Raw genomic sequence first — 16,722 nt, 5'->3', positions numbered from 1 at the left:
GCAGATGAAGCCCATTGAGCTGGGGGACAATAAACATATTAAGTTAAATGGTGCTTGAGCATAACGCTGAGGCGATCGTTAGCCAAACAGAAACCTCACCCAATCCTGATGCACATCCCTCTCCTTACCGTAGAACAACTCTACTTCTCTCTAAGTTGAGATGTGCAAGCTTTTCAAAATATAACTAGATAACTCACAAAATCCTTCCCCTTCGGCAGCAGTGGTAATATAAGCAGGGTGATATTTCAATTGATTCGCATATTCCAGCACGTTTGCCACACCTACAGAAACAGGAAAATAACGCCGATCAAATAAACTTTCATCATTGGGGCTATCGCCAACTGTGAAAATTTGTTCTGGTGAATACTGAGGTAAATATTCGCGCAATACCTGCAACAATCCCACAGCTTTATCTTGCCCTTGGGGTTTAATGTGGCACTGCACATTGCTATAGGTAAATCCCCAACCCATTTGTTGACAGAGATTATCTAAGGTTTGTATTTCATCTTGACTCAAACCAGCTACATCAAAAGTCCAGTCGGTGATGCGAAAACGATTATCAGCAGATTCTTGGATTTGGGGAAATTTAGTTTGTAAATTCTCAAAAGCCGTAGCCAAGTGCTGGCGATGTTGAGCTAAATCGGGAATGGGTGTTAACACTACTGGTTTGTGGTTCCCAGGTGGAAAGTACAAACTGCCATTTTCTGCTATAGCACCGGCTACTGGCATAATCGCACTCAATCCACTCACCCACCCAGCAGAACGTCCGGTGACAATCAGCACCTTAATGTCAGCTGTCGCTAAATCCTCTAAAGCTTGCAGCAGTGCGGGAGTAAATTTTCCTCGTGTAGTCAGAGTGCCATCCATATCTGTGGCTATCAGGCGAATATTGCTCAGGCTAGTAGATGAAATCTCAGACAGGGCAGGGAGGCTCTGGTGTCTGGACATACGCGGTTTGTAAAAGGCTGTAAAGAAAGAATATTAATCATACAGCAAGATGGCATTGAAGATTTGGGCATCCTAAACATCAGGAGTCAAGTTTTTCAGTTTCTCAACCATGCCCACTTCGATCTTTCTTGCCCAGTCCTCCGGGACAAAGACTAAAAAGCCATCCCAGGAAGTGCCAGCGAGTAATCCTCAAATAGTACCATTATTGGTAGTAAGCTCTGGAGGACTGGCTTTAGCCGTCATTGCTTTGATTGTGTATAGTAAGCTCCAGATGAATAAGCTGGAGAAAAAACTTAAGTTTGAACAATTCCGTGCGCGAGAACTAGAGAAAAAATTTAAGCTGGCGCTGGAAACAATTCGCAAAATGGAAACTAATCCCGATTTGGTCAACTCACGGGACTTTAACCTAGATTATCTGCGAATGCGGATGGCAGAGGAGGTGTTTCATTTTGCAATCCTTAATCAAGTGAAGATTCAGATCAAAGATAAAATTACTCAAGCCCTGCGTCCAAATCAAGCACAACAAGGATCAGTCGGAATTGCTAATAGTGCTGGACGGCAAGTAGATGAAATTTTTGATGTAGAGTATGAAACTGGTAGTCCAGGGAATTCTGCCAAGCGGGTGCTGTTTCGCATTCAAATCCGGTTAACGAAGTTACCGACGCAAGCAACTTCTGCGACTATTAGTCAAATTATTGACTGTATAGAAACTTACCTAAGCCCGGTAGAAAACGAAGATAGTTGGCAACCAATAATTCAAGGTCGGATTGCTACTATGCATTGGGATCAAAAGGCTAAACCTACGCCTCTACTGGTGCTGGAGCAATCGAATGAAGGGGTGAATGTGACTTTTCGTACTAGTCGCCAACCAAATACCCCACCTCAGCCAAATCAACCTGGAATGAAAAAATCAGGCTCGACTAAATAATAATTATGGCTGTAATTAGTCATTAGTCATTAGTCATTTGTCCTTTGTAGATACAAATGACCAATGACATAGAAGCTTTGTGCAAGGTAGGACAACCCTTATGAGTAAATAGGCTATGTTTATTTGCGTCACAGCTTAGTTATATGAGTTATGATTCCTCACTTTGGAATTATGACTGAATAGCTGTATTTGGGGAATTACGGGTTAAAAGACCATCTTCCATTTCTACGATGCGATCGGCTATGTCTAAAATGCGGTTGTCGTGTGTCACTAATAAGATAGTAGTTCCCTGATTTTTGGCTAGACTCTGCATTATTTCCACAACATCGCGTCCTGATTGTTTGTCTAATGCTGCTGTTGGTTCGTCTGCTAGCACCAGTGGGGGACGATTCACTAGGGCGCGTGCGATCGCAATTCTTTGTTTTTGTCCACCAGAAAGATTGTCTGGGTAGTAATCTACTCGTTCTTCTAGACCAACTGACCCCAGCATGGCTTTTGATTTAGCCACTGCTTCTGTTTGAGAAATATTATTATTCAATTCTACCGCCATTTGCACATTTTGCTTCGCTGTCAAGAACCCTAGCAAATTGTGAGCTTGGAAAATATAACCAATCTTGCGTCGCATCTGCACCAGTTTATTTTGACTGACGCCAACGAGTTCTTCACCTAAAAATTTTAAACTTCCTTCTTGTACAGACCGCAAACCACCAATTAAGCTCAGTAATGTTGTTTTACCTGAACCTGATGGCCCCGTCATAATTACAATTTCACCAGAATAAATTTCTAGGTTGATATCAAATAATATCTGTTTTCTCAATGCGCCTTTGCCATAGTAGTGATTGAGATTTTTAATGGCAATTACAGGTTCTTGTTTCATCATAAATTTGTTAGTTATAATTTAGTAGTTTCGAGACGTAACTGTAGGAACTGTTAGAAATTAAGCTTTCTTAATTATTAACTTTAACCTAGGATGAACAACAATATCTTTTAATTAATATTGAATTAACTAAAAGATATCTGCTGGATCGGCAGAACGTAATTTTCGGACTGCGATCGCACCAGAAATAATGCACATCATCATAGTCAAAAACAACACCATTACGGCGCGATCAAAACTCATAAAAACTGGTAAAAGTGTTGCTTTTCTGGCACTATCATACATAAAAAAAGCAAATATAATTCCAGGAATATAGCCTAAAACCGCTAATAGTAAAGCCTCTTGAAGGATGACTGTCAATAAATAGTTTTGTGTATAGCCTATTGCCTTGAGAGTCGCGTATTCAGCTAAGTGATCTGCAACTTCTGTATAAAGGATTTGATAAACAATCACAGTTCCCACAATGAAACCCATGACAGTGCCTAGTGTGAAAATAAACCCAATAGCTGTACTATTTGCCCAATAATTCCGCTCAAAATCAATAAATTCTTGCTTAGTTAAAACATTTACCTCATTAGGTAAATACTTTCGTAATTCTTGGGCGACAACGTTAGCATCAGCTCCCGGTTTTAATCTAATCAACCCAATATCAATTAATCCTTTTTGACGATTATTAAATATACGTAGAAAGTTAATATCACTCGTAATTAAATTACCATCTGCGCCGAATGATGCCCCTAATGTAAATAGCCCTTCTACTTTAATTCGCCGCCTTCGCACTTCTGCTGTTACAGTCTTTCCTTGCTCATAGTTAGCAGCAATTGGCCCATATTCTACCCTAGAAGAACGGTCAAATAAAACTACATCAGGTAGTTTAAGTTTATCTAAATTCTCCTGAACTCCAGGTAAGTTAACTAGGTTAGTTTCTGGGTTCATTCCAAATATTAGGATACTACGAGGACGGCCTGTTACAGGATTTTTCCAGATTGTAAAGTCCAAATATATCGGATGTACTGATTGGACTGCGGGTAAATCTAAAGCTTTATATAATCGCCGTTGAGAAAAGCTTCTCATCGCCAGTACAGCGCTAGATTGACTGTTAATTAAAACAATATCGCCTTGCAAGCTATTATGGAATCGAACGTTACTATAATACAGAGCATCCCGGAAACCGAGTTGCATAAACATTAAAATATCAGCAAAAGCAATTCCTGCTAAAGCTACAGCTAGGCGAGTTTTTTCTCTTGTCAGTTGTAGCCAGGACAGAGGTATTTTTTGATTCATTTTCTAGACATCCAAGCACAGTTAGCGATTTTAGATTTTAGATTTTTCCTTAAATCCATGCGGGTGACGCTCATACCTATAACTTGATTAGTTATTAATTTCGACGACAACTTTAGCGTAAGTTAAACCAGAAACTTTCTGGCTATCTGCTGGAGGTAGAGCAATTTTTACTTCTACGACTCTGGCATCCACATCTGCTGCTGGATCTGTATTCAGCACATCTTTTTTACCAATTTTTCTGCCGATTTCAGTGACAGTTCCCTTTAATTCGCCGCTAAATGCTCCATTGTCGCTGGTGATAGTAGCATTTTGACCAATACGCACTTTACCAATGCTGTCTTCGGCGATTTCAGCAATCGCAAACATTTGCTTGGTTTGGCCAATTTCAGCAATGCCATTTGCACCGATCGCTTCGCCTGATTTGGTGTAAACTTTTAAAATCTCTCCAGCGATTGGTGCTTGAACGTAGCTCAATCTCAGTTCTGCTTCGGCTTTTCTGACATTTGCGATCGCATTACTAACCTGGGCTTGCGCTACTTGCACATCGGTAGGACTAACATCTAAAATTTTGCTCAGTTTGGCTTTTTCTTCATCGATTTGTCTTTGCAAAGTTGCTACAGTTTTATCGCGGTTAACTTTGGCTTCGATTAGCTGCTGTTGCAAAGTTGCTAAATTTTGTATTTGGTTAGCTCTAGCCTCAGCAAGTTGCTGTCGTAGAGTTGCCAATGTCTGCTTCAGCGTAGCTTGACTTTCAGCAACCTGCTGATTAGAAGTTACTGCACTCAAGCGTCTTCTGTCCCGCTCTTGCTGAGAAATCGCACCTTCTCGGTATAAATAATCATAGCGTCCGGCATCAACTTGGGCATTGCGCTGTTCGGCTTGGACACGTCCGATTGTTGCTCTTAGGACATCTCTTTGCCCACTAAGTTCAGCTTCTAGGCGATTTACGGTTGCTTGTTGGACGAGTTTACCACCACTTAACTGAGCTGCAATCCGCGCGATCGTTGCTTGTTGAGCATCCCTTTCCCCAAGTAACTGCGCTTGTAGGCGACCAATAACTGCTCTTTGGGCTTGAATATCTCTTGGAGATCCGGCTCTAACTTGCGCTAAATTCGCACGGGATTCTTGCATTTTGGCTTTTGCCTCTTCTAGTCCGGCTATTTGGGTATCGCGGTTGTCCAAAATTGCGACAATTTGACCTTGCTTTACCTGTTCACCCTCTCTCACCAAAAGTTGCTGAATTCGTGATGATGGTGCTAATCCTGATGATGGGGCGGACAATTTAACAACTTCGCCTCGCGGTTCCAAACGCCCTACAGCACTAATGGTATTGGTAGATGGCATTATGGGTGCGGATGTAGTTAGTTTTCTCAACTGCTCGATTTTGGCTGTACCTAGTATCCCAGCAGCGATTACTACTGGCACAGCGACAGCGATACCCCACCAAATCTTAGGTTGTTCACGATTAAGTGTCTGCTCACTTGGCTTTTCAGTCACCCTTGACATAGTATGTTGCCCGTTTACCTGAATTGTGCTGATGGAAGTAAAAATAAAAGGGTTTTTAATCAACAGCCAGCCGCTTAGGACAAACAACAGTGGTTTAAAGCTGGGTATGGCTTAAAATCCATTGTGTGATGAACGCTCAACACTATGGCTTTGTAAAATGGTGTTTTCTATAGCGATCGCTCGTTTGTATGCAATACAATGACCTCACTTCCCTTGCTCTTAAGGGGCTGTTCTTATTAGGTCTGTATTGAAACTAAAAACGCTATAGTAGCTGGCTATTCAATAACTCTGAGTATTATTGAGACATGAGTGCAATGGAAGTTAGCAGAATTCACAAGCAGTATGAATCTAGATGTAGAGATGCGATATATCACGTCTATACACAAAATCCTAAATTGGTATGATGCGGTACTCTACTGCTACATTCATTACGGCTACAGTTAGTCACAAAATTGAAAAGAAACATCAAAAATAGACTGTTGCCAATGCTTGATATAATGTTGATACAAAAGTGAGTCTTCCTTAAGTCAATCAACAATTAACTAACTAAAAAATATCTGTTCACCCTGAGCATTTTTAACATTAGAGTTGCCTTAACTTTCTGATCAATGAGTTAGCTGTCTCTAGTTACTTGCACCTACCAAGACAACAAACCATTTTGTGATATTCGCTTCAAAGACCTTTATACTCTCTCTGTTGCTGTTTTGGGACTCCATTAAACTCTCTTTGAATGAATTCTACATTTATCCGTTACGCGAAAACGTAACAGAGCCTACAGATGGTGAACTGTGAGTCTCCCAAACCAAGCTAAGGTGAACCCTATAGCTTTAAGGAAACAAAAGATAACATAGTAAAAATCCCACAGCAAAGCTGAATGTTCGAGCAAATCTTTAAAAATATTGATGAGGTTCTCTGGAAAGAGTCGGGCTGCACTACAGAGTTAGATTACACGGAGCAAATTTCTTGACTGCTGTTTCTCAAATATTTGGACGATCTGGAGCCTCAAGAGGTAAATGCTGCATGATTAACCTTGAGAACCTTGAAAAATGGCTGAATGTACCCGTAGAAACAGAACGGCTAGAATTCAAAGAAGCCAAGCAACAGTTTGATACAACCAAATTGTTTCGCTACTGCGTAGCTCTAGCCAATGAAGGCGGTGGATATCTGGTTTTGGGCGTAACCGACAAGCCCCCGCGTCAGGTCGTAGGTTCCCAAGCTTTTCTATCCCCGACTGACCTTAACCAGATCAAAGCTCGCATTGTGGAGAAACTCAGGTTTCGAGTTGACGCTACAGAATTGGAGCATCCTAATGGACGAGTGCTAGTTTTTGAAGTGCCAACCCGTCCCGTCGGGCAACCATTAGCCTTTGATGGAGCCTACCTAATGAGAGCGGGAGAGGATCTAGTGCCGATGACACCAGATGTACTAAAAAGCATTTTTGCGGAAGACCAACAAGATTGGTTTTCGCAACCCGCCCGATCTGACGCTAGCCCTGACGATGTAATTGCCCTCCTCGATACCCAAACCTACTTTGAACTGCTAAAAATCCCCTATCCGACTAGCCGCGATGCTGTCCTAGAACGATTGCAGAGCCAAGATTTAATCAAACAGACAGCACAGAGTTGGACAATCTCCAACCTAGCCGCCATCCTTTTAGCAAAAAAACTAGATGCCTTTTCCCTCGCATTGGCTCGTAAAGCACCCCGTGTCGTGATCTACGAAGGTATCAACAAACTGCAAACCCGTGATGACAAGATGGGTAATCGAGGATATGCAGTTAGCTTTGAGAGGTTAGTGGATTTTGTCCACTCAGCAGCACCGCAAAATCGTTTTATCGAGGAAGTTGTGCGGGAAGAAGTAAAGATGTTTCCGAAACAGGCTTTGCGAGAACTTATTGCTAATGCTTTGGTGCATCAGGATTTTCTAGCGACGGGCGCTTCAGTCATGATCGAGATGTACAGCGATCGCATTGAGATATCTAATCCCGGCATCCCGCCCATTAAGGTGGAGCGATTTATTGATGAAAATCGATCCCGCAACGAACAACTCACTTATATAATGCGACGTTTTGGTATATGTGAAGAAAAAGGCAGTGGCATTGACAAAGTTGTAAGCGCAGCAGAGATGTTTCAACTACCCGCACCAGATTTTCGAGTAGGTGAGACACGCACCACAGCAGTACTGTTTGCCCATCAAGATTTCGCCGACATGAGCAAACCAGACCGAATTCGAGCCTGTTACCAACATTGTTGCCTGTTGTACGTCAGCAATCAACCCATGTCTAATCAAACCCTACGAGAGCGGTTTCGTCTAAGTGAGTCAAAGGCAGTAATCGTTTCTCAGATTATAGGAGCTACCAAAGAAACTGGCTTGATCAAGGCAGACGAATCCGAATCAACCTCTACCCGCTATGCTCGCTATCTCCCTTTTTGGGCATAAAAGTGTTTTAACGCAAACCGATATGAATAACTCTCAAAGCCTGAAACCCTTTCACAACAAACAAAAAAGTGCTTAAAAGCAAACCGATATGAATAACTTTCAAAGCCTGAAACCCTTTCACAACAAACAAAAAAGTGCTTAAAAGCAAACCAATATGAGTAACTCTCAAAGCCTGAAACCCTTTCACAACAAACAAAAAAGTGCTTAAAAGCAAAACGATGTCAAAGTCTCTCTATATATATTTGAGGCTACTTTATCGTAAATTAAAGGGTTTAAGACCCCTACATCTATAGGTAGTCCCAGTTTCAGTCGGGGTTTAAATCCCCATCTGAAATTGTCTTTAATTTGGCAGATCGAATAGAACTGTGGTCATGTAATTTTCTGCCCAAGCTGGGCCAAAGGCTTTTTCTAGTACGCGGCGGGTTTTATCATTTTGCTGCTGTTTGGTGCAGTAGTTGTGTTGTCCGGCGATATTTTGTGTGACTTGTTCAATTGAAACAGGATGTGAGGCGATCGCTTGGGTGCAATGAATGTCTAAAAATTCTCGCACCCGCGACAGAAACATTGTTTCTTCTTCTGGCGAACTGGGGCGGACAAAGATGCAAAAATCCGAAAAAATATTTCCCCATTCAGGTAATTCACGGGGTTGGGAAAAGTTAAGCACTGTTAGCTGTGTTAGTGCAGAAGTATACGATTCTGGTAAGGTGCGCTCTACGTGAATCGGTGAAAGATCAGCGATCGCAGCACTAATTTGACCTCTACCCCCAACTAAATCGCAACCAAACATCGGCAGGTTGTATTCTGGACGGGGAAACATGACGCAATGCAAAATATCCAGCATATTTCCGATTTTTGCCAGTTCCAAGTGCATTTTCCGAAACTGGGGCGTTTGATAGCAGCGATTTTCAATCGTCAATTTTTCGCCTTCTAGTCTACCTTCCACATATCCCAACTCATCAGGCAAATGGTAGGGCGATAGATCCAGGTGCTGATGCCAAGCTGCCTCAATACAATCAGCTAGCTGACGAATTAGGGGATGTTGTTGTTCACGCAGCGAGGGCATAGAAGTAAATGACATATTCTAGTTGGGAATGCGATCTAGTAGCCAGTCTACAACCTGTTGTGCCACACCTGCTGTGGACTGCAATATTAAGCAAACACTTCATGGCCATTGGGCTATTGCCAGAAATCAGTGACATCGTATCCCAATTCACCTAGCATCTGCCGTAACAGGGGTAAACTGAGTCCAATTACATTGCTGTGACAGCCTTCGATTTTTTCCACGAAGAAACTACCAAAACCTTCAATGGCAAAGGCTCCAGCACACTTGAGGGGTTCACCTGTGGCAACATAGGCTTGGATGGCGCGATCGCTCATTTGAGCAAAGTAAACTCTTGTAACTTGAGACTTGACTAAAGTCCGATTTTGCTGTATATCAATTAAGGTGTGACCTGTGTACAAGTCGCCAAAGTTACCTTGCATTATCTGCCAACGTGCGATCGCTTCCGATATGTCTGGTGGTTTACCGTAAATTTCACCATTGATGGACAAAACTGAATCACAACCCATAATCAAAGCCGATTCAAACTGCGGGGCTACAGTTTTCGCCTTGTATTGGGCAAGAGCTTTGACTAATTCTGCTGGTTCACTTAGTTCAATTTGCGACTCATCAAAGTCACTGGGTCGAACTATCGGTTCAATACCAACAGTTTGCAGCAAGCGGCGACGGGCTGGGGAAGCTGAGGCAAGTACAAAAGGTGGAATTTTCATGATATTTCTGAAAAACTTGGTAATTGGGTATTGGGCAATTCAATTTTGGATTTTGGATTTTAAATTTTGGATTAAATTTCAATCTAAAATCCAAAATCTAAAATTCTTGCTCCCCCCACTCCCCAATTAATAAACAGAAAAAGAATTGACAACCTCATCAATCATTCGTTTAACTCTCTGCCAGCGTTTTTCAGGAATTGAGGCGTTGAGGGTAAAAAGTTTACCACGACTAACAGCGACACTGGCGATATTATGTCGTTGCTGTTGATTGGGGAGTTTAACCTCATACTCTAAAAGGTAGTATATTTTACCGTCTACTTCTCGCTCTGCGGCATTGACTAATTCAGCCGAACGACCAGAGTCAGGAGGTGCAAGAGCTGCTTTTCCTAATTTATATCCTACTTCTGTTGGGGTTCCCAATTGTGACAAAGTTTTGCCTTCTGGAACTGGACTAATAACAACCGAAACATTTTCCGACACCTCAATCAAATCGTGGAAAACCACATCTGGTCCGTTGGCAACTTTAACTTGCAGCCAGCCGTTAGGATATAAAAACTGATAGCCATCACTACTGTCTACAAAGCTTTTGAGTCCAGCCGCAGTCGCTACACCAGAATTACTCAGGCTGAAGCTCAACACCAATAGTAAAATTAATACAATTCTTTTCCACATTTCTACAGATTCCTTTGGGCTGGAGATAACACCAGGCTTGCATGATTTCTCGTTATTATTCTCCCACCAACCGCGACGCTTCGGATGACGCATTAGATCATTAGATGATGATCAAATGTCGGCAAATACTCACTGGTGTATCGCCTTACTGATGAAGCGGTGTGAAATGGGTAAGGATAGCTTGTCGTAGACAAGCTATCCTTACCCACCTTGGAATGAATTCCAAAGCTAATAGCTTAAGTCAGCTTAAGCTGACTGAAAGATTTTTAACCATTGTGGGAATACTAGAGGTAGTAATATTCCATTAAAAACAGCACGTACATGGCTCTGTGGCGACTTTACTATCATCTTATTTGGGCGACAAAAGAGCGACAGCCACTAATTACCCCCGAATGCGAAACTCAACTTTACGGTTATATCATTGGCAAAGCTAATACACTTGGTAGTATTATCCATGCTGTGGGCGGAATAGAAAACCACATTCATTTAGTAGCTTCTATTCCGCCTAAACGTTCTATCTCTGATTTTGTCCAAAATCTTAAAGGCAGTAGCGCTCATCATCTCAATCATCTCTCGCCCTCACAAGATTTGTTTGGCTGGCAACGCGGATATGGCGTTTTTTCAATGGGAAGCAAACAACTTGAGCAAGCTGTTGTGTATGTGCAGAATCAGAAAGCGCATCATTCCAACGGGACTATGATTTTGTCTTTGGAACGGCATAATCATGAAGATGATGGGCCAAAACTCACGCAGCTAAACCAATGAATTCAATTAATTTTTAAGTTCGTTGAACACTAGTCAGCTTAAGCTGACTTGAGCTATTAGCCTCAGAATTCATTCTGAGGCGGACTTGTGGTCAAGCCAATATTCCGCAATTATCATAATGTTCAATCTCGCGCCTGAACCCATCACCCGCCATAGGTTAGAAACCTACGGCTAATAGCGAAAGTCATCTCAAAGATGACTAAATCAATAGTAACTACTAAAAGCTAGCACTAGTTATGTAGTTAAGCTGTGTAAACAATTTTCACTAAAGTATTATAAATAGTTAAATATACTTGACAAGAAGACTGATAGCTTTTTAAGAGCTACTTATCAGGAACAGTATAAGATTATTTTTGGAGGTGTGGTAAGTGAAGTAGAGAAGATAGAATGGTTAACTGGCTAAGATAGTGGGATAAAAAAGAGTACCGATGTGCTTTGGGGAGTAGAAAAACTGAGCGATTAGCTGCATAAATCAAGTTAGTCGGAATTAAGCCAGAGATTTGAGAAGCTAGCTACTAGATCACCAAAGTCTTTACAATTCTTTTGTTACCTCAAAAAGTATTTTTCGACCTATGACGAATCAAGCTCCTATCCCGGTTATTGTCAACGGTGCTGCTGGTAAAATGGGACGTGAGGTGATTAAGGCGGTGGCGCAAGCGCCTGACTTAAACCTAGTGGGTGCAATTGACCACAGTTTGGAACATCAAGATAAAGACGCTGGAGAGTTGGCGGGTTTAAGCGAACCCCTGGAAGTGCCAATTACCAATCAATTAGAACCGATGTTGGGCTATGTGGCTGGCGATAGAAAGTCCCCTCCAGGGGTGATTGTAGACTTTACGCATCCTGATTCAGTTTATGACAATATTCGTAGTGCGATCGCTTACGGTATTCGTCCTGTAGTCGGCACCACCGGGTTAAGTCCCGAACAAATTCAAGAGTTAGCAGACTTTGCCGACAAAGCTAGCACTGGTTGTCTAATTATTCCTAACTTCTCCATTGGCATGGTGTTGTTGCAACAAGCCGCAGTCGCAGCCTCCAAATATTTTGACCATGTGGAAATTATCGAACTCCATCACAACCAAAAAGCTGATGCTCCCAGTGGTACTGCCATTCAAACGGCACAGTTATTAGGAGAATTGGGTAAAACTTTTAACCCGGCTCTTGTAGAAGAAACGGAGAAATTACCAGGAGCCAGAGGAAGTATAGCAGATGAAGGGATTAGAATTCATAGCATTCGCTTGCCAGGACTGATTGCCCATCAGGAAGTTATTTTTGGCGCACCGGGACAGATTTATACTTTACGACATGATACCAGCGATCGCGCTTGTTATATGCCAGGAGTGTTACTAGCAATTCGTAAAGTCTTAGCGCTAAAGTCGTTAGTATATGGATTAGAAAAGATACTTTAAACAGACTATTCAGCATTCATCACTCAGCACTCATGTTAGTACCACTGACTCGCCAGAAATTTGAACAAGTTGTCCCCCTAATTGCCACTGGTTTGCAGTACAAGTACTACTGGGGGAAATTCTCAAATTTTTTGCAACGGCTGTTAATTTCTGTAGTTGCCGTAGTTGCTATTTTGCTTGCGACATTCGTTTTCAAACTTGAGTTCGCTTCAATAGTATTTGTGCTAGGGATAGTTAGCGCTTTTTTTTGGCTGTGGTATCCAGTCTTTCAAGCAAGTATGCGGAATTTGCAATGCCGCCGTTATAAGTACGGCGGCTTTTTCCGTGGTCGAGTGCTAGATTGGTGGATTACAGACCAGTTGATGGGTAAAACCGAAACAGTCAACAACAAAGGCGAATTGGTAATTGTAGAAAACCGAGAAAAACAGATTAACTTAGAGGTGGGTGATGACACAGGATTTAGCATTGAGTTTGTAGCACCATTACGTTCTGCCCACAAAGTTATTACTCGCGGCCAAATTGCAGAAATGGTAGTGATGTCAAATCGCCCAGATTTGAGCAGTATTGAACAATTCAGCGATATATACTTTCCCAATCGTAACCTCTGGGTCAGCGATTATCCTTATCTGCGGCGGGATTTCTTTAATGAAGTCGGTCGCCGCTTGCGTGAAGACCAACAACAAAAGCCGCGTCGGCGGCGTCGGAGAGTAGAGGATTGAAGAAGAAGTCACACAAACAATTTTGGATTTTGGATTTTAAATTCAAAAGAGCAATAAGGGACTTCCAAGAAATAAATTATCCAATCTTGTGGGGTGGACATCTTGTCCGCCCTTCTCTACGTGCCCTCGTGTCGCCCACCCCACAAGAAGTAGTTGAGTATTTTTTATTTGGAAGCCCCTGACTTTAGAGACTTGTCATTTAAATCTAAAATTCGGTGAAGCAGGCAGCAGGATGTAATCAGTATGGGCTTCTGTTTTATACCCGATACTTCCTGCTTTTTTGCTAACGAGAACATCCCACTTTGATGAGTTTCCCTTGCAAACGATAATTCACTGTCCCACAAACAAAACCTGCTGACTTAGACTCTACATAAGTCTGCTTTGGCGGATTTTGTTTATCTAGCTGCGATTTCCAATCGCCAGATATTTTTTCTAAAGTGGGATGCTTACTTAAAAAATCTGAGTCTGCAACAATATCGTGAGGACCCTTAACACTTATCTTAGAACTATTCATGTAGATATTATAATCATAAATAACGTTTTTATTTTTAATGTTACTATTAATATCCTTCCCAGGAAAAGCATAGAAAATGTTATTTAAAATTTGGACATCAGATGAGGCATTAGCATATATTTGCGCGCCTTTAATTTCTGGACTCTGATTATTTAAAACAGCAGTGTTATTTAGAATATCAACATGATCGCTTGAAAATGCATGAATACCTGAACCACCATTATTAAATGTCAGATTGTTTTTAACTAAAGTACGTCCTGTATATGCAGCCAATTTGGGGTTATGATCATTTCTAGAACTATCGATAATAATGCCATTCCCGTCTGTGATCCTTCCGACTGCAATCCAAGGTATGTACATGCGATTGTTGTAGCTCTTGTTATTAGTTACAAACATCTTGTATCCCCGGCTGTTGTCAGAATTCCAATTCCTCAACATCGAAATACCACTATTACCATAAACTGAGTACCAGGCATTATTGAACACAGTGTTATTATCCACCTTCACATAATCAGCCTCGATTACTGTAATACCTGCTCCTCCACAGTCATGCACTTTATTGTTCAGAATACGGATGTGATGAACATAACCATTGGTTCGTCCATCAATGCTTATGCAGTTTCCGCTCGTCAGTGGGTTTTGTTTGTTAGTCTTCTGACTCATGGCATAATCAAGGGTTACATTGGCATTGTTCCCGATGACCTCCAGCCCATTTATCTCGATATATGAAGCTCCATTTGCAATCAGGATACCGTGCCATGTATTGTGCTGAATTTTTGGGAAATGCCCAGGATATGCTTTATACGTAATCCATGCTTTGGCATTTCCAGAACGTTTAATATTTACTACACTCCCAGCTTTGGGTAAATTTGTGTATACTCCGTTCATAATCAATACTGTGTCGCCAGGGTTAGTCCTATCTGCCGCCTTTTGAATTGTCCGAAAGGCGGATGAAGCAGAAACTCCACTATTTTTGTCGTTTCCAGTACCACTAACATAGTATGTTTTCCGAGTCGCGTTAGTGCTGATTAGGTCGCGGCTGGTAGTGGATACCTGACGGGCGTTTTCAACTAAAGATACTTTTATCCTTTCTCCCGCAACCAAAAGACTTAAGACCAGGGGAATTGCCAGATATGCGCTTAAACTGAAACCTTGAATTACCACAAGAAAAGGCTCCTTTGTCGGCACTACTTAACAAAAATATCAGGATATTCAATACTTTTAAATAGTATTTAGCATAAAAGGTACGAGCAAGGCAACTTTTCTAACTCCCCCGATTTCCATCTTGTCCATAGGCTTGCCATGCCAAGTCTACCAATCCATCAACGATCGCAGCTGCTACAACTGCATTACCTTTGCGACTGTCAATTGTAATGTGAGGCACTAAAGAATCTCGTAAGCGCTCCTTAGCTTCATCAACATTTACAAATCCCACTGGAGTCGCAATTATCAAAGCAGGTCTAATTTCCTCGGCTTCAATTAAATCCACCAGTACTGTTAGTGCTGTTTGGGCTTGGCCTACCACAAAAATGCCCTCTGGATAACGCTTTGCTAAGGTTTCTATTCCCCATGCTGCGCGAGTTTTTTCTTTTTGAGGGCGTGTCACAGCTTCCATACTGCAATACACCGGATTAGCAAAGGTGTTTTGAATCTCGTAGGCAATACCTACTTGTACCATTGGCACATCTACCACAATCGTAGTACGCGCGGCTAGTGCTGCTGCTCCAGCTTGCAAGGCACGCTCAGAGAAACGAATTAAAGACTTATACTCAAAGTCAGCTGTAGAGTAGATTACCCGACGCACAATCTCATACTCTGCGGGTGAAAAGACATGATTATCAATTTCGCTATCAATAATTGCTAAACTCTGAGCATCAGTTACGTGCCATTCCATTTTTGTTGAGCTTTTCAAATATTAGCTTTCAGCTTATCAGCTTCAGGGAGTTAGGAGTAGAGACGCGAGGAACATCGCGTCTCTACTCCTAACTCAGCACTCATAACTCATTATTGGAAGAAGGCCGACTGAAAATAGGAGATAGGTAGGCAACCAAGACGCCGATGAGAAACCCAGAGATATTGCGAACTAGAGGTACCCAGTCGCTTGTGCGTGTCACCACTGGCCCAATACCAAAGGCAATAAATAAGATTCCCCACAAAGGTGATAAAATTAAAGCCCATTGCCAAGCAAAAACTTGTCCTTTATCGCGGGGTTGAGCTGCAAACCCACAAATCACCCCACCAATAATTGAGGAAATCAAGGTGAGAATCCATTGCTCTCGTGGCAGTCCGGGGACAACATTGCAACCACCCTTGAGTAAACAGCCTTTAACCGATTCTAAGGCTTGGAGAATGGCTTGGTCTTCGCCTTGTTCGCGGACAAAGTACAAATTACCGAAGCGGGTTTGCAGTTCTATCCAGAATGTCCGGGGTAAAAATTGATAAACAGCATCGCCGACGCTAAAACTGAGGATGTTACCCCCACGAGAATCGGCAACTAGTAGAATACTTTTGTCATCCAAACCCCAATATTTTATAACTGCCCGACCTGGGGTGCGGTCATACTGGGTCAATACTCGCAGTTTCCAGCCCGTATCGGCTTCAAACTGCTCTAAATCTTTGACAAGCTTTTCTTCTTGCAGCACAGGAAGAGATTTTGCTAAGTCTACAACTGGGGTAAAGGTGGCAGGGAGTAAGTCAGGATTGTCATAAGCCAGTGCTGGGGGAGAATGCATGACCCAAATTGACCCAACCAGGAAAAATACTGCAATAGATACAAGAATTCGTCGCCAAAAACAAGATTGCATGGACGTTTTTATACAAATATCAACGGTAGAAGTAAACAAGTTGTTTTAAAAGAGTACTGGAAAAATGATATTTCTTTACACTTGTTT

General features: G+C 42.0%; 15 protein-coding genes. 5 read left to right on the top strand and 10 right to left on the bottom strand.

Annotated features, from left to right (window positions below):
- Positions 1 to 150 precede the first annotated feature (150 nt).
- Positions 151 to 948 carry an HAD family hydrolase gene (locus tag V7K31_RS01325; RefSeq protein WP_335092119.1) on the bottom strand — a complete coding sequence of 266 codons (798 nt, stop codon included), beginning with the start codon at positions 946 to 948 and terminating at the stop codon, positions 151 to 153.
- A 109-nt stretch (positions 949 to 1,057) separates the two neighbouring features.
- Between V7K31_RS01325 and V7K31_RS01320 the strand changes: the two genes are divergently transcribed.
- Complete coding sequence (locus tag V7K31_RS01320; protein ID WP_335092117.1) at positions 1,058 to 1,876, top strand: hypothetical protein; 819 nt, start codon at positions 1,058 to 1,060, stop codon at positions 1,874 to 1,876.
- A 169-nt stretch (positions 1,877 to 2,045) separates the two neighbouring features.
- Here the strand turns inward: V7K31_RS01320 and V7K31_RS01315 are convergent, their stop codons facing one another.
- The 3 genes from V7K31_RS01315 to V7K31_RS01305 all read right to left on the bottom strand — a co-directional run bounded on the left by V7K31_RS01315 (position 2,046) and on the right by V7K31_RS01305 (position 5,543).
- Positions 2,046 to 2,756 carry a DevA family ABC transporter ATP-binding protein gene (locus V7K31_RS01315; RefSeq protein WP_335092115.1) on the bottom strand — a complete coding sequence of 237 codons (711 nt, stop codon included), beginning with the start codon at positions 2,754 to 2,756 and terminating at the stop codon, positions 2,046 to 2,048.
- A gap of 126 nt (positions 2,757 to 2,882) precedes the next feature.
- Positions 2,883 to 4,037, bottom strand: coding sequence for an ABC transporter permease DevC (devC, locus tag V7K31_RS01310; protein ID WP_335092113.1), 1,155 nt, complete (start codon positions 4,035 to 4,037; stop codon positions 2,883 to 2,885).
- Positions 4,038 to 4,124: 87 nt separating this feature from the next.
- Positions 4,125 to 5,543, bottom strand: coding sequence for an HlyD family efflux transporter periplasmic adaptor subunit (locus V7K31_RS01305; protein ID WP_335092112.1), 1,419 nt, complete (start codon positions 5,541 to 5,543; stop codon positions 4,125 to 4,127).
- A 1,020-nt stretch (positions 5,544 to 6,563) separates the two neighbouring features.
- On the opposite strand from V7K31_RS01305, the gene V7K31_RS01300 reads away from it, so the two are divergent.
- Positions 6,564 to 7,982: an ATP-binding protein gene (locus tag V7K31_RS01300; protein ID WP_335092111.1), complete on the top strand. Its 1,419-nt coding sequence runs from the start codon at positions 6,564 to 6,566 to the stop codon at positions 7,980 to 7,982.
- Between the two features lie 340 nt (positions 7,983 to 8,322).
- On the opposite strand, the gene V7K31_RS01295 is transcribed toward V7K31_RS01300, so the two are convergent.
- The 3 genes from V7K31_RS01295 to psbP all read right to left on the bottom strand — a co-directional run bounded on the left by V7K31_RS01295 (position 8,323) and on the right by psbP (position 10,424).
- Positions 8,323 to 9,060: a phycocyanobilin:ferredoxin oxidoreductase gene (locus V7K31_RS01295; protein ID WP_335092110.1), complete on the bottom strand. Its 738-nt coding sequence runs from the start codon at positions 9,058 to 9,060 to the stop codon at positions 8,323 to 8,325.
- 98 nt (positions 9,061 to 9,158) lie between these two features.
- The gene (locus V7K31_RS01290) at positions 9,159 to 9,752 is read right to left on the bottom strand and encodes a Maf family protein (protein ID WP_335092109.1); all 594 of its coding nucleotides are present in this window, start codon (positions 9,750 to 9,752) and stop codon (positions 9,159 to 9,161) included.
- Positions 9,753 to 9,878: 126 nt separating this feature from the next.
- The gene (psbP, locus tag V7K31_RS01285; RefSeq protein WP_335092166.1) at positions 9,879 to 10,424 is read right to left on the bottom strand and encodes a photosystem II reaction center PsbP; all 546 of its coding nucleotides are present in this window, start codon (positions 10,422 to 10,424) and stop codon (positions 9,879 to 9,881) included.
- Positions 10,425 to 10,745: 321 nt separating this feature from the next.
- Between psbP and tnpA the strand changes: the two genes are divergently transcribed.
- From tnpA to V7K31_RS01270, 3 genes are all read left to right on the top strand, one after another.
- Positions 10,746 to 11,189 carry an IS200/IS605 family transposase gene (gene tnpA, locus V7K31_RS01280; protein ID WP_335092108.1) on the top strand — a complete coding sequence of 148 codons (444 nt, stop codon included), beginning with the start codon at positions 10,746 to 10,748 and terminating at the stop codon, positions 11,187 to 11,189.
- A gap of 572 nt (positions 11,190 to 11,761) precedes the next feature.
- Positions 11,762 to 12,598, top strand: a complete 837-nt coding sequence (gene dapB, locus V7K31_RS01275) for a 4-hydroxy-tetrahydrodipicolinate reductase (protein ID WP_335092107.1) — start codon at positions 11,762 to 11,764, stop codon at positions 12,596 to 12,598.
- Positions 12,599 to 12,630: 32 nt separating this feature from the next.
- Entirely contained in the window at positions 12,631 to 13,317 is a 687-nt protein-coding gene (locus V7K31_RS01270; protein ID WP_335092106.1) for a phosphate ABC transporter permease, read from the top strand.
- 283 nt (positions 13,318 to 13,600) lie between these two features.
- On the opposite strand, the gene V7K31_RS01265 is transcribed toward V7K31_RS01270, so the two are convergent.
- From V7K31_RS01265 to V7K31_RS01255, 3 genes are all read right to left on the bottom strand, one after another.
- On the bottom strand, positions 13,601 to 14,995 hold the full coding sequence (locus V7K31_RS01265; protein WP_335092105.1) for a right-handed parallel beta-helix repeat-containing protein: 1,395 nt from the start codon (positions 14,993 to 14,995) through the stop codon (positions 13,601 to 13,603).
- Positions 14,996 to 15,095: 100 nt separating this feature from the next.
- A complete protein-coding gene (locus tag V7K31_RS01260; protein ID WP_335092104.1) occupies positions 15,096 to 15,725 on the bottom strand; it encodes a precorrin-8X methylmutase in 630 nt (209 codons plus the stop codon).
- Between the two features lie 100 nt (positions 15,726 to 15,825).
- The gene (locus V7K31_RS01255) at positions 15,826 to 16,635 is read right to left on the bottom strand and encodes a TPM domain-containing protein (RefSeq protein ID WP_335092103.1); all 810 of its coding nucleotides are present in this window, start codon (positions 16,633 to 16,635) and stop codon (positions 15,826 to 15,828) included.
- Positions 16,636 to 16,722: the final 87 nt, after the last annotated feature.

This window comes from Nostoc sp., from assembly GCF_036917675.1.
GTDB lineage: Bacteria > Cyanobacteriota > Cyanobacteriia > Cyanobacteriales > Nostocaceae > Nostoc.
This window is presented reverse-complemented; position numbering and strand designations above follow the sequence as displayed.